General features: G+C 30.8%; 16 protein-coding genes. 15 read left to right on the plus strand and 1 reads right to left on the minus strand.

Annotation, left to right across the window (positions count from 1 at the left end; translation table 11 throughout):
• The first annotated feature begins 283 nt into the window (after nt 1-283).
• From CDLVIII_RS04255 to CDLVIII_RS04280, 6 genes are all read left to right on the plus strand, one after another.
• Nucleotides 284-1,207: an ABC transporter ATP-binding protein gene (locus CDLVIII_RS04255; protein WP_035301654.1), complete on the plus strand. Its 924-nt coding sequence runs from the start codon at nt 284-286 to the stop codon at nt 1,205-1,207.
• A complete protein-coding gene (locus CDLVIII_RS04260) occupies nt 1,204-1,902 on the plus strand; it encodes an ABC transporter permease (protein WP_009168196.1) in 699 nt (232 codons plus the stop codon). Before CDLVIII_RS04255 ends, CDLVIII_RS04260 begins: the two co-directional genes overlap by 4 nt.
• Nucleotides 1,903-1,913: 11 nt before the next feature.
• Nucleotides 1,914-2,504, plus strand: a complete 591-nt coding sequence (locus CDLVIII_RS04265; protein WP_009168197.1) for a TetR/AcrR family transcriptional regulator — start codon at nt 1,914-1,916, stop codon at nt 2,502-2,504.
• 452 nt (nt 2,505-2,956) lie between these two features.
• Nucleotides 2,957-3,943, plus strand: a complete 987-nt coding sequence (locus tag CDLVIII_RS04270) for an efflux RND transporter periplasmic adaptor subunit (RefSeq protein WP_009168198.1) — start codon at nt 2,957-2,959, stop codon at nt 3,941-3,943.
• A gap of 15 nt (nt 3,944-3,958) precedes the next feature.
• The gene (locus CDLVIII_RS04275) at nt 3,959-4,612 is read left to right on the plus strand and encodes an HlyD family efflux transporter periplasmic adaptor subunit (protein ID WP_009168199.1); all 654 of its coding nucleotides are present in this window, start codon (nt 3,959-3,961) and stop codon (nt 4,610-4,612) included.
• A gap of 8 nt (nt 4,613-4,620) precedes the next feature.
• Nucleotides 4,621-6,168: a DHA2 family efflux MFS transporter permease subunit gene (locus tag CDLVIII_RS04280; RefSeq protein ID WP_009168200.1), complete on the plus strand. Its 1,548-nt coding sequence runs from the start codon at nt 4,621-4,623 to the stop codon at nt 6,166-6,168.
• Between the two features lie 171 nt (nt 6,169-6,339).
• Here CDLVIII_RS04280 and CDLVIII_RS04285 read toward each other — a convergent pair whose 3' ends face one another.
• Nucleotides 6,340-6,867 (minus strand): flavodoxin family protein, encoded by a 528-nt coding sequence (locus CDLVIII_RS04285; RefSeq protein WP_242835819.1) that lies wholly within the window; start codon nt 6,865-6,867, stop codon nt 6,340-6,342.
• 142 nt (nt 6,868-7,009) lie between these two features.
• Here CDLVIII_RS04285 and CDLVIII_RS04290 point away from each other — a divergent pair, with 142 nt between their 5' ends.
• The 9 genes from CDLVIII_RS04290 to CDLVIII_RS04330 all read left to right on the plus strand — a co-directional run bounded on the left by CDLVIII_RS04290 (nt 7,010) and on the right by CDLVIII_RS04330 (nt 16,866).
• The gene (locus CDLVIII_RS04290) at nt 7,010-7,843 is read left to right on the plus strand and encodes a helix-turn-helix transcriptional regulator (RefSeq protein ID WP_009168202.1); all 834 of its coding nucleotides are present in this window, start codon (nt 7,010-7,012) and stop codon (nt 7,841-7,843) included.
• Between the two features lie 74 nt (nt 7,844-7,917).
• Nucleotides 7,918-8,424 (plus strand): GNAT family N-acetyltransferase, encoded by a 507-nt coding sequence (locus CDLVIII_RS04295; protein WP_009168203.1) that lies wholly within the window; start codon nt 7,918-7,920, stop codon nt 8,422-8,424.
• Nucleotides 8,425-8,978: 554 nt separating this feature from the next.
• Nucleotides 8,979-11,783 carry a sigma-54-dependent transcriptional regulator gene (locus CDLVIII_RS04300; protein ID WP_009168204.1) on the plus strand — a complete coding sequence of 935 codons (2,805 nt, stop codon included), beginning with the start codon at nt 8,979-8,981 and terminating at the stop codon, nt 11,781-11,783.
• Between the two features lie 445 nt (nt 11,784-12,228).
• Nucleotides 12,229-12,651, plus strand: coding sequence for a mannose/fructose/sorbose PTS transporter subunit IIA (locus CDLVIII_RS04305; protein WP_009168205.1), 423 nt, complete (start codon nt 12,229-12,231; stop codon nt 12,649-12,651).
• Nucleotides 12,652-12,731: 80 nt separating this feature from the next.
• Complete coding sequence (locus tag CDLVIII_RS04310; protein ID WP_009168206.1) at nt 12,732-13,223, plus strand: mannose/fructose/sorbose PTS transporter subunit IIB; 492 nt, start codon at nt 12,732-12,734, stop codon at nt 13,221-13,223.
• Between the two features lie 59 nt (nt 13,224-13,282).
• Nucleotides 13,283-14,077 carry a PTS mannose/fructose/sorbose transporter subunit IIC gene (locus CDLVIII_RS04315; protein WP_009168207.1) on the plus strand — a complete coding sequence of 265 codons (795 nt, stop codon included), beginning with the start codon at nt 13,283-13,285 and terminating at the stop codon, nt 14,075-14,077.
• Between the two features lie 22 nt (nt 14,078-14,099).
• Entirely contained in the window at nt 14,100-14,921 is an 822-nt protein-coding gene (gene manZ / locus CDLVIII_RS04320) for a PTS mannose transporter subunit IID (RefSeq protein ID WP_009168208.1), read from the plus strand.
• Nucleotides 14,922-15,249: 328 nt separating this feature from the next.
• On the plus strand, nt 15,250-16,005 hold the full coding sequence (locus CDLVIII_RS04325) for a DeoR/GlpR family DNA-binding transcription regulator (protein ID WP_009168209.1): 756 nt from the start codon (nt 15,250-15,252) through the stop codon (nt 16,003-16,005).
• A 42-nt stretch (nt 16,006-16,047) separates the two neighbouring features.
• Nucleotides 16,048-16,866, plus strand: coding sequence for a Cof-type HAD-IIB family hydrolase (locus CDLVIII_RS04330; protein ID WP_009168210.1), 819 nt, complete (start codon nt 16,048-16,050; stop codon nt 16,864-16,866).
• Nucleotides 16,867-16,907: the final 41 nt, after the last annotated feature.

Consider the following 16,907-nt stretch of genomic DNA (forward strand, 5'->3'; position numbering starts at 1 on the left):
GGAGCTATTTCAATAGCGGACTGAAATCCTTTATTGAAATAGCTCCTTTTTGGACATTAAAAATAGTTTCTATGTATATCTCTCTTTAATTAAAGAAGAGTTTTATATATTGAGGGAAATGAGTAGTAAATGGTTTCATAGAGATCAGGAATCTAATAATAATGATAAGAATAAATAAAAAAATATGAATATTTAGTATTGCGTTTTATAATTTCCAATGTTATACTTCAATTAAGGTACTGGAGTACCCTAATTGAAGTATAACATTGGAGGTGTCTACGTTTTGTCAATAATACAAACGAAGAAGTTAACAAAGAGTTACGGATCAAAAAATAGTGTTTATGATATTAATCTGACAGCTAATGAAGGTGAAATATATGGTTTTTTAGGATTAAACGGTGCAGGAAAAACAACAACAATGCGGATGTTGCTTAAAATGATTAATCCTACATCTGGTGAAATTTATTACTCTGGACAATCAATTTCAAAGCTGCCTTCTGAATTTTGGAATCAGGTTGGTTACTTAATTGAAACCCCACATGCTTATCCAAACTTTACTGTAGAAGAAAATCTTATATTATATGCAAAGCAAAGACTAATACCCGATTCAGAAATTAAGAAACGAATTGATAACATCTCACAGCAGCTATTGTTAGATAATTATCGTCAGGTTAAGGTAAAAGATCTTTCATTAGGAAACAATCAGAAAATTGGATTATCTAAGGCGCTTATTCATAGGCCAAAAATTCTTTTGTTAGACGAACCAACAAACGGATTGGATCCGGAGGGGCTTGTAGTTGTTCGTAAGTCTTTATTAGAAATGGCTAAAAATGGGACAACTATTTTTATTTCAAGCCATCTATTAGATGAGATGGAAAAGCTGGTAAGTCGAATTGGGATATTAGCACATGGATGCCTGCTACGAGAATTAAATTTTTCAGAATTTGAAACCTGTAGAGAATCCAAGCTTTACATAAAAACGGATGGCTCTGTCGAGAATCTTGCTGATTACCTTGCTACAAAAAACTTGCAATGCACATCAGTAAGTGAAGAGGAAATACTTGTTTCGAATATACCTATTAACCAATATTCTGCTTTATTACATCAGTTAGAAAATCAGAAATTGAATCCAATGATTTTTCAATCTGTAAATGAAAGTTTAGAAGAATTCTTTCTTAGAACAATTAAGGAGGGCAAATCATTATGAAACAGATATGGTCAATGACTAAAATTGAGTTTTATAAAATAGTACGAGGTCATATACCAATTTATATTTTAGCTTTTTATAGCTTTTTGTTACTTATCCATATGCAGGATAAAACGTGGGAAGAATTTTTGAAAAATACTTTTTTTATGTATTCTACTGTTATTGGATTGATGGGTTTTGGTATTTTAAGCAGCTGGGTATTTGGTAGAGAGTATCAGGATCAAACTTTTAAAGATCTTTTATCATTGCCAATTTCTCGCACAAGTTTGGTATGTTCAAAATTTTTTGCTTTAGGATTATGTTTTTTAGGCATAACGGTATTAGCAATTGGTGCGACATTTGCCATAGGCTTGAGCTTAGATTTGACAAATTTTGATGTGTTATTGACTGGAACTCTTCTAAAAAGGTTAGGGATAGTAACACTCTATAATTGTAGTCTTAGTTTTCTATTTCCTCTTATCGCCAGCATGACACGGGGAATTTTGGCTCCAGTTAGTACTTCATTTGTAGCTATAATTATAGCTGCCATTTTTGGATCACAGCCGTTAGGCCGTTATATCCCATGGACAATTTCTGGAATATATTTGAATAATCCTCAGCTTATTAATTGGATCAGTAAATTGACGATTCTTGTTATTTTATTTATTGGTGTTTATGGTACTATATTATGGTGGAATTATGTAGACCAAAAATAGGAGGTTGTATCATGAACAATAATGCTAGTAGACGCCGTGGCGCTATACTTGAAAATGCAATTTTAGATGAGGCTTGGTTATTGCTTAATAAAATGGGATATAGCAAATTGACAATGGATGACGTAGCTCGCGCTGCAAAAACCAACAAAAATGCTATTTATCGCCGATGGCCACAAAAATGTTATCTTATTTTTGCCGCTTTAAGCCGACATCTACCATCAATAGAATTAGAAGTCAGTGATCATGGTTCGCTAAGAGAAGATTTAATTGCCTTATTTAATGTTTTAAATCTATTTGAAATTATCAGACCTGATGATCTACGAGATGTGATTTTAGATATGCTTTCTAATATGACGCCTTACGATTTATTTAATGTTATTAACAACGGAAATGGTCTTCGTGAATCAACTGAAACTATTATAACGAGGGCTAATCAGCGCAAAGAGATTTCACTTTCAATAGATACTATTTCTGAAAAGGCTTTAAATTTACCAGCTATACTAATTATAAATGAGCTTGTTTTGCATGGAAGAATCACAGAAACGAATACTGAGGATATTATTGATAATATTTTACTTCCGATATATAAAGCGAGTAAATAATCTAATTGGGAAGAATAACATGGGACTTAAAATTAAGATTCCCTTGTTACTTCTTGTAAAGCAAATAAATAGATTCGGGGCATGAATACACAATTAAATTATAAAACTTGTTAAAATTTTATGGAAAAGTTGGTAATGTGGCTAACTTGGGTTTGGAATAATGGAAGAAAATCTATTGATTTTTGGGCTGAACGTTGAAAGTAAAACAAGGTCATATACATAGAGCTGGATACTTTTATTTTTATTCATTAACATTATTATGAAAAAAATAAAAATATTTCATAAAGGATATGTCTGTCAGAGGTTAGATTGATGATGAAAAAGTTAAAGTTTTTATAGTAACTTTAAATAGAATCCTAACTAATTACATAAATTCAGTGATGAAAATTTCAAGGCTTAATGAGAATGAGAGTTCTTATCGATAATTAATTTGTTAAAGGAGTAAGTAATTTATGAAGAAATATGTTTTGTTAATTGTATTACCAGTTCTTATAGGAACATCTTTTTTTACAGGATGCGCCGCAAATAATAATAGAAATGAAAATGCTGTTCAAGCAGAAGAGGTTAATGAGCAAAAATCCATATATATCATGGCAGGAAAACTTGAAACAGATAATCAAGTTAATGTATCCTCAAAAATTTCTGCAAGAGTTTCAGATATATCAGTTAATGTAGGGTCAGTTGTAAATCAAGGTGATACTGTCATTAAATTAGATACTCAGGACTTGCAGGCTCAGGTAGATCAAGCACAAGCAGCAGTAAATACTGCAAATGCAAATTTAACTAATGCTATGAACAGTACACGTCCTGAACAAATAGAGCAAGCACAAGCAGCCCTGGATAGTGCTAAAGCAACTTATGATGCCTCTAAAAAGGATTATGATCGTACAAAAGCTTTAGTTGAGGCTGGTGCAGCTACAGAGGTGCAACTTGAAACTGCACAGCAGCAACTTACCTCAGCTGAGTCAGGGCAGAAATCAGCAGAGGAACAATTAGAAATGCTTAAAAATGGTGCTACAGAAACGAGTATAGATGTTTACAAGGCTCAAGTAAAGCAAGCTGAAGAAGCATTAAAAACAGCACAAATAGCATTAAATAATGGAGCTATCACAGCGCCTATTTCAGGGAAAGTTACTGTTAAAAATATAAATAAAGGTGAAATAGTATCACCTGGCAGCACTCTTATTTCGATATCTAATCCTGACACTTTATGCGTGAATGCATATGTACCGTTGAGTATTGCAAAAAATCTAGAAGAAGGACAAGCTGTAAATGTTAAAGTGTCGGAGATAGAAGATTCAGAATTTGAAGGAACTATATCAGTAATAAATTCAGAATTAAATTCTAAGAGTAATAATGTTTTAGTAAAAATAACTTTAATAGATTCAAGCGCACAATTGAAACCTGGCATGTTTGCCAAAGTTGGCGTAAGAAGTTAGGAAGGGATGATAAAAATGCAAGGAAAGCGTAAAATAATAATTTTTTGTATAGCTATAGCTATGTTAATAACTCTTAGCGGAGTTGGGTTTTATTATTGGTATGAAAATGAGTATTTTGTTTCAACTGAAGATGCACAGGTAGCTGGAGATTTTATAGATATAACTCCAAAAATTTCAGGAAGTCTTCTTGAATTTAGTGTAGAAGAAGGAGAAACTTTAGTTAAAGATCAAATTGTAGGACACATAGATGAAGAGGGAATAGCAGATGAAAATGTTAATTCTTCATTACTTAGAGCGCCAATTAATGGGATAATTATTAAAAAGGAAGCTGAGGAGGGGCAATATGTTCAGGCTGGATCTACGCTTGCGGTAATGGTTGACCAAGAAAAACTTTATATAACTGCTAATATAGAAGAAACCAAGGTCGAAAAATTAAAAGAAGGGCAAAATGTAGATATAAAAATTGATCAATTTGATGGAAAAGTATTTCAAGGTAAAGTTGAATATATAGGAAAGGCTTCAAATTCAGCATTTTCACTTCTCCCATCTTCTTCAGGAGGAACTTTTACTAAGGTTGTTCAAAAGGTACCTGTGAAAATTGAACTTGAGGAAAATGATGCTAAGCTTCTACCTGGTACAAATGCAGACATAAAAATACATATAAAGTAGGTGGGAGCATGGAAAATAAAAAAGAATCATCAGCTAAATGGCTTATTATGAGTGTTGTAATTATGGCAATTTTTATGGTAAATCTAGATACCAGCATTATTAATATCTCTGTTACTAAAATGATGCAGACCTTTAACGCATCCATAGATCAAATACAATGGGTTGTTAGTGCATATACCCTAACCTTAGGAGTTGTAATTCCATCAACAAGTTATTTTGGAGATAAATTTGGCACTAAAAACGTATTTATTACTGCGTTAATTTTATTTACTTTAGGTTCACTATTGTGTGGGATTTCATGGAATGAAACTATAATGATAATTGCAAGAGTAATTCAAGGAATTGGAGGAGCTTGTATAATATCGCTTGGTATGACAATATTAATGACTACTTTTGATAAAAACGAACTTGGAATGGCAATAGGGGTAATGGGAATGTGTGTAATGGCAGCTCCAGCTTTAGGGCCAAGCTTAGGGGGATATATTATTCAAAATTTTAATTGGAGATTTCTTTTTTTTATAAATCTTCCAGTTGGAATAGTTGCCACAATAATGGCTATACTCATATTCAAAAAATCAGAACATAAGTCATCAAAGAAATTTGATATTATTGGATTTTTAACTTCAAGTATCGGAATGTCTTGCGTTCTTTATGTACTTGGGAAAAGTGATTTGGACTGGAACGATATAAAAAATATTGTGCTTATGATTGTTGGGTGTTACAGTCTTGTAATATTTGTTGTGAATGAATTACTCATTGAAGAACCTATGCTTGATTTAAAACTATTAAAGAATTACACCTTTTGCATGAGTAATATTATCATGAATATTGCAATGTTAGCTCTTTATGGTGGTGTGTTTCTGATGCCAATATTCCTTCAACAAATAAGGGGACTTGATTCAATGAATACAGGTTTGATTTTATTTCCAGAAGCAATAGCTACAGCCATATCTATGGTCTTATACGGGAAAATTGGTAATAAATTTGATGTTAGGTTATTTGCTGTATTTGCATTAATTTTGATAGGCATTAACAGTTATAGTATGTCAAAAATTACTTTGGATACACCTAATATGACGATTATGATTTTATTAATGATTCGGGGATTTGGTGTCGGATTTCTTATGGCACCTGTTCAAACAGTAGGTTTTAGTGGATTACCAAAGACTGCAATGTCAAACGCATCTGCTTTAACTAATACAGTAAAACAGGTAGGGACTTCCATAGGAGTTACAATTATCACAAGCGTTATGCAGCATAGAAATGTGATTGATTACTCTAACTTAGCATCTCAAGTGACATCTTTTAATAAAAATAGCATGAAATTATATGAAATGCTTCAAGGGGTGTTTATTAAAAGCGGGATGTCAGCAGGTAATGCTCAAGGAATTGCCTTAAACAAAATGTTTGGAGAAGTTGCACTTAAGGCACAGCTCCAAGCTCTTAATGATACCATGCTTGTTATTTCAATAATTACTGCTATTGTAATTATTCCAACACTTTTATTAAAACAAGGTAAACAAGAAGAAATAAAGGTAATAGAGGCAGAAGGATAGAAACCTAAAAATAATATTTAAATTAGAAGTAAAGTGAGAAATATATTATAAGAAGTGAAGATTTTTTAGAAAGGAGCTATTGCAGCAGCAACTGAAAATTGCTACTGCAAAGCTCCTTTTATATGTTCTTTGTGAAACAGTTGTTTCGCAAAGAATATTATTGATGGTTCTCTAGATAGATTTTCCTGCTTCATAAGCTTTTAATAAAAGTTCTTTATTATTAGCTGCTACACTGGAGTCTTGGCCACCTGTTTGCAAAATAGTATCAACTACATTTAAGCCAAACATTTTAAGCATAGCTTCATTTCCTTTAAAGATTGTTTGAAGAGCTTGTCCATTTGGATTTCCTTGAGAATATACCATTATCAGGTCTTTAGTACCATATCTAGGCTTGAAATTTTCATCAAACAAGCCACAGAGTCTATCCCATAACAGCTTCATTTGAGCTGTAATCTGCATAACATATACGGGAGATCCAAAAATCACAGTATCGGCATCAATAATATGTCTAAACATGTCATGAAAATCATCTTGCATAACGCATTGTCCGGTCTTACGACAGACAAAGCAACCTTGGCAGGGCTTGATGTTCATATCATACAGATTATAAACAGTTGTTTCTGCACCAGCATCTTGTGCCCCTCGAATAACTTCATTAATAAGGGTAGCAGTATTGCCATTTTTTCTCGGGCTTCCCATAAAAGCGACTATTTTTTTCATAATTTCATTATCTCCAATCTTTAATTAGTATTGTATTTATATTATCAGATTATTTATAATAGTAATAGATATGTAATTATACTAGTACTAATACTGCTATGATAAAGAAAGGTAAGAAGTTATGTACAATGAAAAGCAACGATATAAGGAATTAGGGGATTTTTTAAAATCGCGTAGGGCGAAAATTTTGCCATCGCAGGTTGGGATGCCTGAAGGAATACGCCGCCGAACTCCAGGACTTAGAAGAGAAGAGGTGGCCTTGCTCTCAGGAATTGGTTTAACCTGGTATACGTGGATTGAGCAAGGACGTCCTATACAAATATCTCTAAAAACACTTGAAAGTTTAGCTAAAACCTTGATGCTTGATAAGGAGGAAATAAAACATCTTTATATTCTTGCACAGCATACGGCACCGACTGATTTTCAAATTTACGGTGATAATATCAATCCTATGTTTCAACATGTGCTTGACAGCTTAGAATTTTCCCCGGCAACCATTCAGGATGCTCGCTTTAATGTTATTTCGTGGAATAGAGCTTCTGCAAAAATTATTCTTGATTACGATCAGATTAATGTTTCTAAACGTAACATGCTACGAATTATGTTTACAAATGAAGAATATAAAAAGAAATTCACTGACTGGGAAGTTTCAGCTAAAAAGATGATTGCAAGCTTTCGCACAATGTATGGAGAGTTTGTCGGGGATCCATGGATTGAGAATCTTATAACTGAGCTCAGGAACGAAAGTAAAGAATTTGATTCTTGGTGGTCAATGTACGACATTAAGAAAGATGAGGGAATGCTTAAGAATATTAATCATCCAATTTTAGGAGAACTAGAGTTTGAGCATACTATTTATATGCTTGTATCAAATTCTGACTTGAAAATGTCTATACTCACCGCTGTTCCTGGGTCAGATACAGAGAAAAAGATAAAGCAATTTCTGTTAAAGTGAGAAAAATATTATAAATAACATTTAACTTGTCTAAAACATTCAAAGTAAGAAGATATAGATGGAGGTAGAGATAAATGAAAGAAATTGAGAAATCAGTCAATAAAGTTAGCTTTAAGAGAGCTACAGAAAAAGATATACCAATTATATTAGATTTTATAAAACAAATAGCAGCTTATGAAAAAATGCTGGATAAAGTAAAGGCAACAGAAGAATCACTAAGGGAATCCATATTTCACAATAATAGAGCAGAAGCATTGCTTATAGAAATGAATAAGGAATTTGTAGGATATGTTATATACTTCTTTAATTTTTCAACATTTGTTGGAAGAGAGGGGATATATATTGAAGACTTATATATAAAACCGGAATATAGAAGAAATGGAATAGGTAAAAAGGCTTTTGAGGTTTTAGCTCATATAGCAAAAGAAAATAAATGTGAAAGAATTGAGTGGACTTGCTTGGATTGGAATGAGCCGTCTCTTAATTTCTATAAAAGTATTGGGGCAAAACCCATGAGGGAATGGATTATTCATAGATTAGATAATGAAGCTATAGACGAAATAATTCAAAAGGAAAGTTAACATTAATAATATATTTTGATTAATAAATTTTATTGTTGTAAAAGAATATAAACCTTGCATGATATTTAGATTATGCAAGGTTTTTTGCTGTTAAGATTAACAAAAAATAAATGTATCAAAAGTAAATTATAGTGTGTGATATAAATTATGAGTGTGTAAAAAACATTTGTGTTAATAGAGGAGGACTTTGAAATAGAAGTTATAGTTAACATTTTAAATTACACGCTTATTTGGCATGAGGATTGCTTTAAATATTTATAGAAATAATAAAGAAATTTACAGTTTATGGATAAGCTTAGTTAAAAATGTTTCGAAAATTCTATTACGACTGTTTATGAATTATTTTGATTTATATTGAATGATTAATTGAATATAAGTTATATTATAAGAATAAATATGAATTTTTTTCAAAAATATTACATGTACAAAGAGGCATTTTATTTTTTTAGAAAGTCATATTTCCTAGTGAATTAATTAAAAATAGGAAACGGTGACACTAAATTCAATGATTAGAATAATTATTTTTTACTATGGCTCAAAGGAAGGTATAACATATGAAGCAAATTGAGAAAATTTATAATTATATATTATTAAAATCTAAAGAATTTACAAAAGAAAAATTATTAGAAGTTAAGGGATTTAGCGCACAACAAATTGGTGAGCATTTTGGGGTTTTAAGAAGTAATGTATCACGAGAATTAAACAATCTTTGCCGTGAAAAAAAAATAATTAAAATAAAAAATAGGCCTGTACTCTATTTTGAAAAAGAACAATTCATTAAATTATTAAATATAAAGGGTGTCTTTGATTATGAAGAAGGTATAGATATTAAGGACTTCATTGATATATCTGATGAAAAGAAGGATAGATCATCATTTAATTCCCTTATTGGTTTTAATAGAAGTTTAAAAAATCAAATTGAACAAGCTAAAGCAGCATTATTGTATCCTCCTAACGGACTTCATACATTGATAATTGGCGGTACAGGAGTCGGGAAAAGTTTGTTTGCCAATATGATGTATAAATACTATAAGAGCATTAAAGAATTACCAGAGGATCCTCCTTTTATTATTTTTAATTGTGCAGATTATTGTAATAATCCACAACTGTTATTATCTCATATTTTTGGACATGTAAAAGGAGCATTTACGGGGGCAGAAAAAGAGAAAGAAGGTATAGTTGAAAAAGCTGATGGTGGAATTTTGTTTTTAGATGAAATTCATAGATTACCCCCAGAAGGTCAAGAAATGGTTTTTTATTTTATGGATACTGGAACATATAATAAACTTGGAGAAACGGACAGACGCAGAAGAGCAAACGTATTACTAATTGGGGCTACAACTGAGGACCCAAATTCTACATTATTAAATACATTTATTAGAAGAATTCCTATAACAATAACAATACCAGCATTTGATGAAAGATCTATAGATGAAAAGTTAGAATTAGTCCAATATTTGTTTTCAAAAGAAGCCCAAAGAGTGAATAAAGCCATTAGGATTTCATCAGAAGCAATTAAAGCTTTAATAGGCAGTACTACATATGGAAATGTTGGACAATTAAAGTCAAATATACAGTTAGTATGTGCTAAGGGATTTTTTAATTCTGTAAATACAGATAAAAATATTGAGATAAATTTGACTTTATTACCTCCTAATATTAAAAGTGGAATATTAGCTTTTGGAAATCAAACAGGAGACAATACAACAATGTGGAATATGATGCCTAATAGCATTACTATACAACCTGATGGAAATAAAACCTTTTTAGAAACTGATGATTATGAAACACCATTTAATATTTACAGCATAATAGAAAATAAAACTTCATTACTAAAGGAGGAAGGACTTGATGATAATGAAATAAATAGTTTTATAACTACCGATATAAATATTCATTTAAAACAATTTTACGATAGGTTTAAAAATGATATTAACCGAAGGGAAGGACTATTGAAGATTGTAGATAAGGATATTATTGATTTTGCTGAGGAGATAAAAAAAATAGCGGAAACAAGATTGAATAGAAAATTAAATGAAAGATTTATTTATGCTACAAGTCTTCATTTTAGCGCTCTATTTAATCGTATCAAAAAAAATACTGTATCACTTGAATCCAATATTACCTTATCAATTTCTGCTGAGAGTAATGAGTATAAAGTTGCTAAAGAAATTCATAAACTTATACAAAAAAATTTCAACCTTATTATACCAGATGTAGAAATTGAATATTTGGCTTTACTCCTAAGTTCAATACAAGAATCATCTCGTCAGGAGAGAGTGGGAATAGTTGTGGCTTCTCATGGAGTCAATATTGCTACGAGTATGGTTAGCTTAGCTAAAAAACTTTTCGAAGCAGATAACATTTTAGCGGTTGACATGCCACTTGAAAGATCTCCAGCAGACATACTGGATACGGTTATTGAAAAAGTTAAACTGGTTGATGAAGGAAAAGGGGTATTACTTTTGGTAGATATGGGTTCACTAAATAGTTTTGGTGAAGTAATAAAAGAAAAGACAGGCATAGAAATAAAAAGTATTGATATGGTATCTACCCCTTTGGTTTTAGAGGCAGTTAGAAAATGTTCTGTTTGCGATGTGGATTTAAATTCAGTGTATTCATATTTACTTACAGATTTTAGAGGATATTCAAATAATATTTCTGAATATATAACCAAAAACAAGAAGCAAAAAGAAAAAGTTATAGTTACAGTTTGTTCTACAGGAAAAGGTGCAGCGCTTAAACTTAAAGTATTAGTTGAAAATGTTATAAGGAATATAAGTACTGAAAAGATTAATGTTGTTTCACTAGGAGTGAAAAATTTAAAAGATAGTATTACTCATATTTCTAAGGAAAGCAATATTTTAGCTGTTATAGGCATTTCTAATCCAAAGCTTGGAATACCATTTATATCAATAGAGCAATTAATTGATGGAAGTGGAGAAAATACTTTAGTAAGTATTTTAGAGGGGAAAAATATTAAGCCTGTTGAAAGCAAAGGAAACAAACAGGTGATTTTTAAAGATCTCTGTATACAAAACCTTTCGGAAATCATAACATTTCTTAATCCAAAGAAAATTTATTCATTATTAGATGAATTTTTGCATTTGATTGAGAAATCATTAAATATAAGTTTCCAAAATTCAGCTAAGTTAAGAATTATGTTTCATGTCGCATGTGCATTAGAAAGAATGATTCGAAATAATGGACTAGTTTATGATGAAGAAAATATAAATTTTGATGAAAAAACTATTCAGGTATTAAAGGAAGCCAGTTTGATTTTTAAAGATGCGTTATCAATAAAATTAACGGATGATGAAATATATTTTATAGCAGATATCATAAAAATGACAGATTAGTATTGAATAAAATAGAAACAAAAATATTTTAAAGGAGTTATGTTTAGGTTGATAATTATTTAATAAAAATAGCCAGCGAAGAGTTAAGTATAAAAATAGTATGAGTATTGAAAGTACTCATAATTTTTATACTTAACTTTTCACTATTTAACGATAAATTATTTCGAGTAAATATATTTTTAGAAAGTATAAACTATTATTTTATGTATTAAGCCTAAAAGAGTGTGTGAATTAAAGTGAGAATTTACATATAACTGTGTTAAACGTAAATATAAGAGTGTAAATTTAGAAACCATAGTGTAGTCTATAAAAATATAATTTTCTAAGGTATTGAAAATAAAGTTCTATACTGTAATGTATATATTTACACCCTTTTTTGGCATGGCAATTGCTATTAAAAAAGGTATAAAAATAATATATGTACTAATGGAAGGATGATGCAATAATGATCTCAGTAATAATAGGCACTCATGGCATGTTTTCAGAAGAAATTCTTAAATCTGCAGAAATGATTTTTGGAACTCAGGAAAATGTGGGAGCTGTTACATTTAAACCAGGTGAGGGCGTAGAAGCCTTAGTAGAAAAGTATAATATGCTCATAAAGAAAATGGATTCTAAAGACGGTGTTTTATTTATGGTTGATCTTTTTGGAGGTAGTCCATTTAATGCAGCTAGTTTGATTGCGGTAAGGAATGAGAATATGGAAATAGTTACGGGTGTGAATCTTCCAATGATTTTAGAAGTATTAGGAAGTAGAGAATTTTTATCTATGTCAGAACTGCTAAAGGTAGCAACGGATTCAGGAAAAGACGCTATAAAAACTTTATCTAAAAATTTTCAAGAAAATATGAATGATGAATTGATGTAAATGATTAGTGAAAAAAATTACATGTAAATATATATGTAACTTAATATAAAAGAAAAAAGAGATATGAAGGAGATATAGTTATGGAAATTAGTTTTGTAAGAATAGACGATAGGTTAATTCATGGGCAGGTTGCAACAGTTTGGACAAGGGAGAGCGGTTGCAACAGAATAATGGCTGTAAGTGATGAGGTTGCAGCTGATAGCTTGAGAAAGCAATTAGTAATTCAAGTAGCACCTCCTGGAATAAAAGCATATGTAATTCCAGTAGCAAAAGCGATAGAAGCATATAAAGATCCTAAGTTTAATAGCTTTAAAACTTTATTTTTATTCACAAATCCAACAGATGTACTTAGGATGGTTGACGGTGGAGTTGACATTAAATCTGTAAACGTTGGCGGTATGTGTTATAAGGACGGTACAAAGCAAATCACAAATGCATTATGTATGAGTAATGAGGATATTCAAGCATTCAAAAAGCTTCATGAAAAAGGTATTGAATTAGAAGTAAGAAAATTAGCCAAGGATACTAAAATCAACTTAATGGATAGACTTAAGGAATTAAATCTTATATAGATATATAAATAATAGTTTATATATATTTTTAAATTTATAAGAAAGAGGGGAATTTATAAATGAGCACTTTACAATTAATTTTATTAGTAATCGTTGCAGCAGTTGCTGGTATGGCTAGTGTATTGGACGAAGCACAATTCCATAGACCACTAATTGCATGTACATTAGTTGGACTTGTATTAGGAGATCTTAAAACAGGAATTATATTAGGTGGAACACTTGAAATGTTAGCACTTGGATGGATGAATGTTGGTGCGGCAATGGCACCAGATGCAGCTCTTGCAAGTGTAATATCAGCAATCCTTGTAATTGTTGGAAAGCAATCGATTGGAGCAGGTATTGCAGTTGCAGTGCCAATAGCAGCAGCAGGACAAGTATTGACTATATTTGTAAGAACAATAACAGTATTTTTCCAACATTTGGCTGATAAATATGCTGAAGCTGGTAATACAAGAGGAATAGAAATGTGTCATATTATAGGTTTATCACTTCAAGCAATACGTGTAGCTATTCCAGCTGCAATCGTAGGTGTACTTGCAGGTACAGATGCTGTAAATGCAGCACTTGCAGCTATACCAACAGTAATTACAAGAGGACTTCAAGTATCTGGTGGATTCATTGTAGTTGTTGGGTATGCAATGGTTATTAATATGATGAAGAGTAAATCACTAATGCCATTTTTCTTTATCGGATTCTTAATAGCAGCATTCACTAACTTTAACTTAATTGGTTTTGGTGCTGTAGGCGTAATTGCAGCAATATTCCATATTAAATCAATAGCTAATGAAGGAAAAGTAGTAGTGGCAACAGCTAGTAATAGTATAGATGATGTTGATGATTCAGATTTAATGTAAAATACAGAAGGAGGATACAACAATGAGTCAGAAAAAATTAGATAGAAGTGATTTAGTAAAAATGTTCATCCGTTCAAATTTCCTTTTAGGTTCATTTAATTTTGAAAGAATGCAGTCTGTAGGATTTTGTGTATCATTAATACCTGCATTAAAGAAATTGTATAAAGGTGATGAATTAAAAGAAGCACTTAAAAGACATCTGGAATTCTTTAATACACATCCATATGTAGCTAAACCAATTATGGGAATAACAGCAGCAATGGAGGAACAAAAAGCAAATGGAGCTGATATTGATGAGGCATCAATAAGTGGTGTGAAAATAGGGCTTATGGGACCTCTTGCAGGAGTTGGAGATCCAATATTTTGGGGAACAGTAAGGCCGGTGCTTGCAGCTTTAGGCGCAGGATTTGCACTTACTGGAAGTATTATTGGACCATTAATTTTCTTCCTGGTATTTAATGCAATAAGACTTTCAATAAACTGGTATGGAATATTCTATGGTTATGAAAAGGGTACTCAGTTGGTTTCTGACATGTCAGGAAATAAATTGAGATATCTTACTGAAGGCTCTTCAGTACTTGGATTACTCGTTATAGGTGGTCTTGTTTCAAAATGGACAACTGTCAATATACCATTTGTAATTTCTAAATATACAGGGCAAGATGGTAAAGAAGTTGTTACAACTGTTCAAAGTGTATTAGACAGCTTAATGCCAGGATTAGTTCCTCTTCTACTAACATTTTTGTGTATGTATCTATTAAAGAAAAAAGTTAATCCATTATTAATCATATTTGGATTATTTGCAGTAGGTATTTTAGGAGTTGCTTGTGGAATATTACAATAATTTTTAGATTAATATTATTATTTGAAATATTATATTGCTAGAGCAGCAGCTTGATTTTTGTATAAAATATAATCAATAAAAATAAGTGGATTATAAGAACTTTGCATGAAAACCGAATTGTGCAAGGTTCTTGTTTTTTATCCTTTTAAAAATTATATTAAGGTTAAACCTGTAGATAGCCTTTACTCGATTCTAGTTTAATAAAATTAAATAGCATAAAAAAGCAAAATGCTTAAACATACTTAATTATATTGAATAAATACTTAAAAATGCTTATAATGATTTTAGAGGAAGAAATTCATATGGTTAAGGGAGTAGGTGATCAAAAATGTATCAAGAAGAAAGACTTTTGAAAATATTAGAGTATTTAAATGAACATAACTATATGTCTATTCATGATATTTGTAAAATGTTTAATGTATCGAGGGATACTGCGCGACGTGATATAGTGAAACTCATAAGTGAAGGAACAGCGGTTAGAACTCATGGAGGAATCAGCTTGCCGGTTTTACAAGATACTATTAAAGCATATAGGGAGAGAATAGAAACTTATTCGGAAGAAAAGAAAAATATTGCCCAAAAAGCAATGGAGTTTATTAAGGAAGACAAGCATTATTTTTTTGATGTTTCTACAACTGTAAGCTTTTTAGCTCAAAAAATAGATAAACCTATTTGGGTATTAACACATTCATTAGATAACATTGAAATACTTTCTGAGAAAAAGGATGTGGATGTGCAATCTATTGGTGGAAGCCTAAATAAAAAAAATAGATTCTTTTATAAATTAGACTGCACAAATTATTTTGAGGATATAAGATTTGATATTGCGATTTTAGGTGCAGCTTCAATAACAGAAGATGGAATATATTATGTAGACCAAGAAGATGCCTCAATTAAACAAGCAGCTATTAAAAAATCCAATTTAGTTATTGTTCTTGCTGAATATGAAAAATTTAAAACTTTAAGTTACTACAAGGGAGTAAATTGGAATCAAATTGATGTAATTATTACTAATAAAATACCACCTTCTGTATTTATAGATATTATAGAGTTAAATGATATTAATCTTATAGTTACCAATTAAAAATAGAAAATTTAAATAAGATTATATGGAGGAGTTGAATTTATGAATAACTTTAAAATGGTGTGCCTAGATATTGATGGAACTTTGTTAAACTCTAACCATCAAATTAGTGAAAGTGTCAAAGATGCAATTGGTGCGGTGGTAAACAAAATGAATATACCTGTAATATTAGTTTCAGCTAGAATGCCAAAAGGTATAACATTTTTGCAAAAGGAGCTTGAAATAAAACAACCAATTATTTGTTATAGTGGAGCTTTAATTTTAGATAAGGACAAGACAGTGTTAGATAAGAAATTCATAAATGTATGGGATCTTGAAAAAGTATATAGAGTAGCTAAAAATTATAATATACACATGAGTCTATATAAAGATGATGAATGGTATATAGAAGAAATGGATAATTGGGCAAAACAAGAAAGTGATATAACAAATATTATACCTAAAATATCTGATTTTAAAGAGTTAATAGAGCTATGGAAAAAAGAAAAGACAGGACCAAATAAAATTTTATGTATGGCTAATCCAGATGAAATAATTAAACTAAAAGAAAATATTAAAGCAGATGACTTAAATTTATACCTATCAAAGCCAACATATTTAGAAATTATGCAAGGCACGGTATCGAAAACAACTGCTATAAATTATTTGCAAAAAGTGTTTAGTGTAGCTAAAGAAGAGATAATAACTATGGGAGATAATTATAATGATATAGATATGTTAAAGTATTCAGGACTTGGAATAGCGATGGGAAATGCTCCAGAAGACGTGAAAATACATGCAGACTGTGTGACTTCAACAAATGACGAAGATGGTGTTGCGGAGGCATTAAAGAAATATGTTTTGATATCTGATACCATTTAGATTTGAAGTTTTCCAGAATAGTGTCATTGACAATTATTAAG

The sequence above is a fragment of the Clostridium sp. DL-VIII genome (genome assembly GCF_000230835.1).
Classification (GTDB): Bacteria; Bacillota; Clostridia; order Clostridiales; family Clostridiaceae; genus Clostridium.

What these genes read in the sequence shown, in the direction of transcription:
- CDLVIII_RS04330 (WP_009168210.1), top strand. Translation starts at nt 16,048, where the DNA reads ATGAATAACTTTAAAATGGTGTGCCTAGATATTGATGGAACTTTGTTA.
- CDLVIII_RS04260 (WP_009168196.1), top strand. Translation starts at nt 1,204, where the DNA reads ATGAAACAGATATGGTCAATGACTAAAATTGAGTTTTATAAAATAGTA.
- CDLVIII_RS04315 (WP_009168207.1), top strand. Translation starts at nt 13,283, where the DNA reads ATGAGCACTTTACAATTAATTTTATTAGTAATCGTTGCAGCAGTTGCT.
- CDLVIII_RS04295 (WP_009168203.1), top strand. Translation starts at nt 7,918, where the DNA reads ATGAAAGAAATTGAGAAATCAGTCAATAAAGTTAGCTTTAAGAGAGCT.
- CDLVIII_RS04285 (WP_242835819.1), bottom strand. Translation starts at nt 6,867, where the DNA reads ATGGGAAGCCCGAGAAAAAATGGCAATACTGCTACCCTTATTAATGAA.
- CDLVIII_RS04280 (WP_009168200.1), top strand. Translation starts at nt 4,621, where the DNA reads ATGGAAAATAAAAAAGAATCATCAGCTAAATGGCTTATTATGAGTGTT.
- CDLVIII_RS04300 (WP_009168204.1), top strand. Translation starts at nt 8,979, where the DNA reads ATGAAGCAAATTGAGAAAATTTATAATTATATATTATTAAAATCTAAA.
- CDLVIII_RS04325 (WP_009168209.1), top strand. Translation starts at nt 15,250, where the DNA reads ATGTATCAAGAAGAAAGACTTTTGAAAATATTAGAGTATTTAAATGAA.
- CDLVIII_RS04265 (WP_009168197.1), top strand. Translation starts at nt 1,914, where the DNA reads ATGAACAATAATGCTAGTAGACGCCGTGGCGCTATACTTGAAAATGCA.
- CDLVIII_RS04275 (WP_009168199.1), top strand. Translation starts at nt 3,959, where the DNA reads ATGCAAGGAAAGCGTAAAATAATAATTTTTTGTATAGCTATAGCTATG.
- CDLVIII_RS04270 (WP_009168198.1), top strand. Translation starts at nt 2,957, where the DNA reads ATGAAGAAATATGTTTTGTTAATTGTATTACCAGTTCTTATAGGAACA.
- CDLVIII_RS04305 (WP_009168205.1), top strand. Translation starts at nt 12,229, where the DNA reads ATGATCTCAGTAATAATAGGCACTCATGGCATGTTTTCAGAAGAAATT.
- CDLVIII_RS04290 (WP_009168202.1), top strand. Translation starts at nt 7,010, where the DNA reads ATGTACAATGAAAAGCAACGATATAAGGAATTAGGGGATTTTTTAAAA.
- manZ (WP_009168208.1), top strand. Translation starts at nt 14,100, where the DNA reads ATGAGTCAGAAAAAATTAGATAGAAGTGATTTAGTAAAAATGTTCATC.
- CDLVIII_RS04310 (WP_009168206.1), top strand. Translation starts at nt 12,732, where the DNA reads ATGGAAATTAGTTTTGTAAGAATAGACGATAGGTTAATTCATGGGCAG.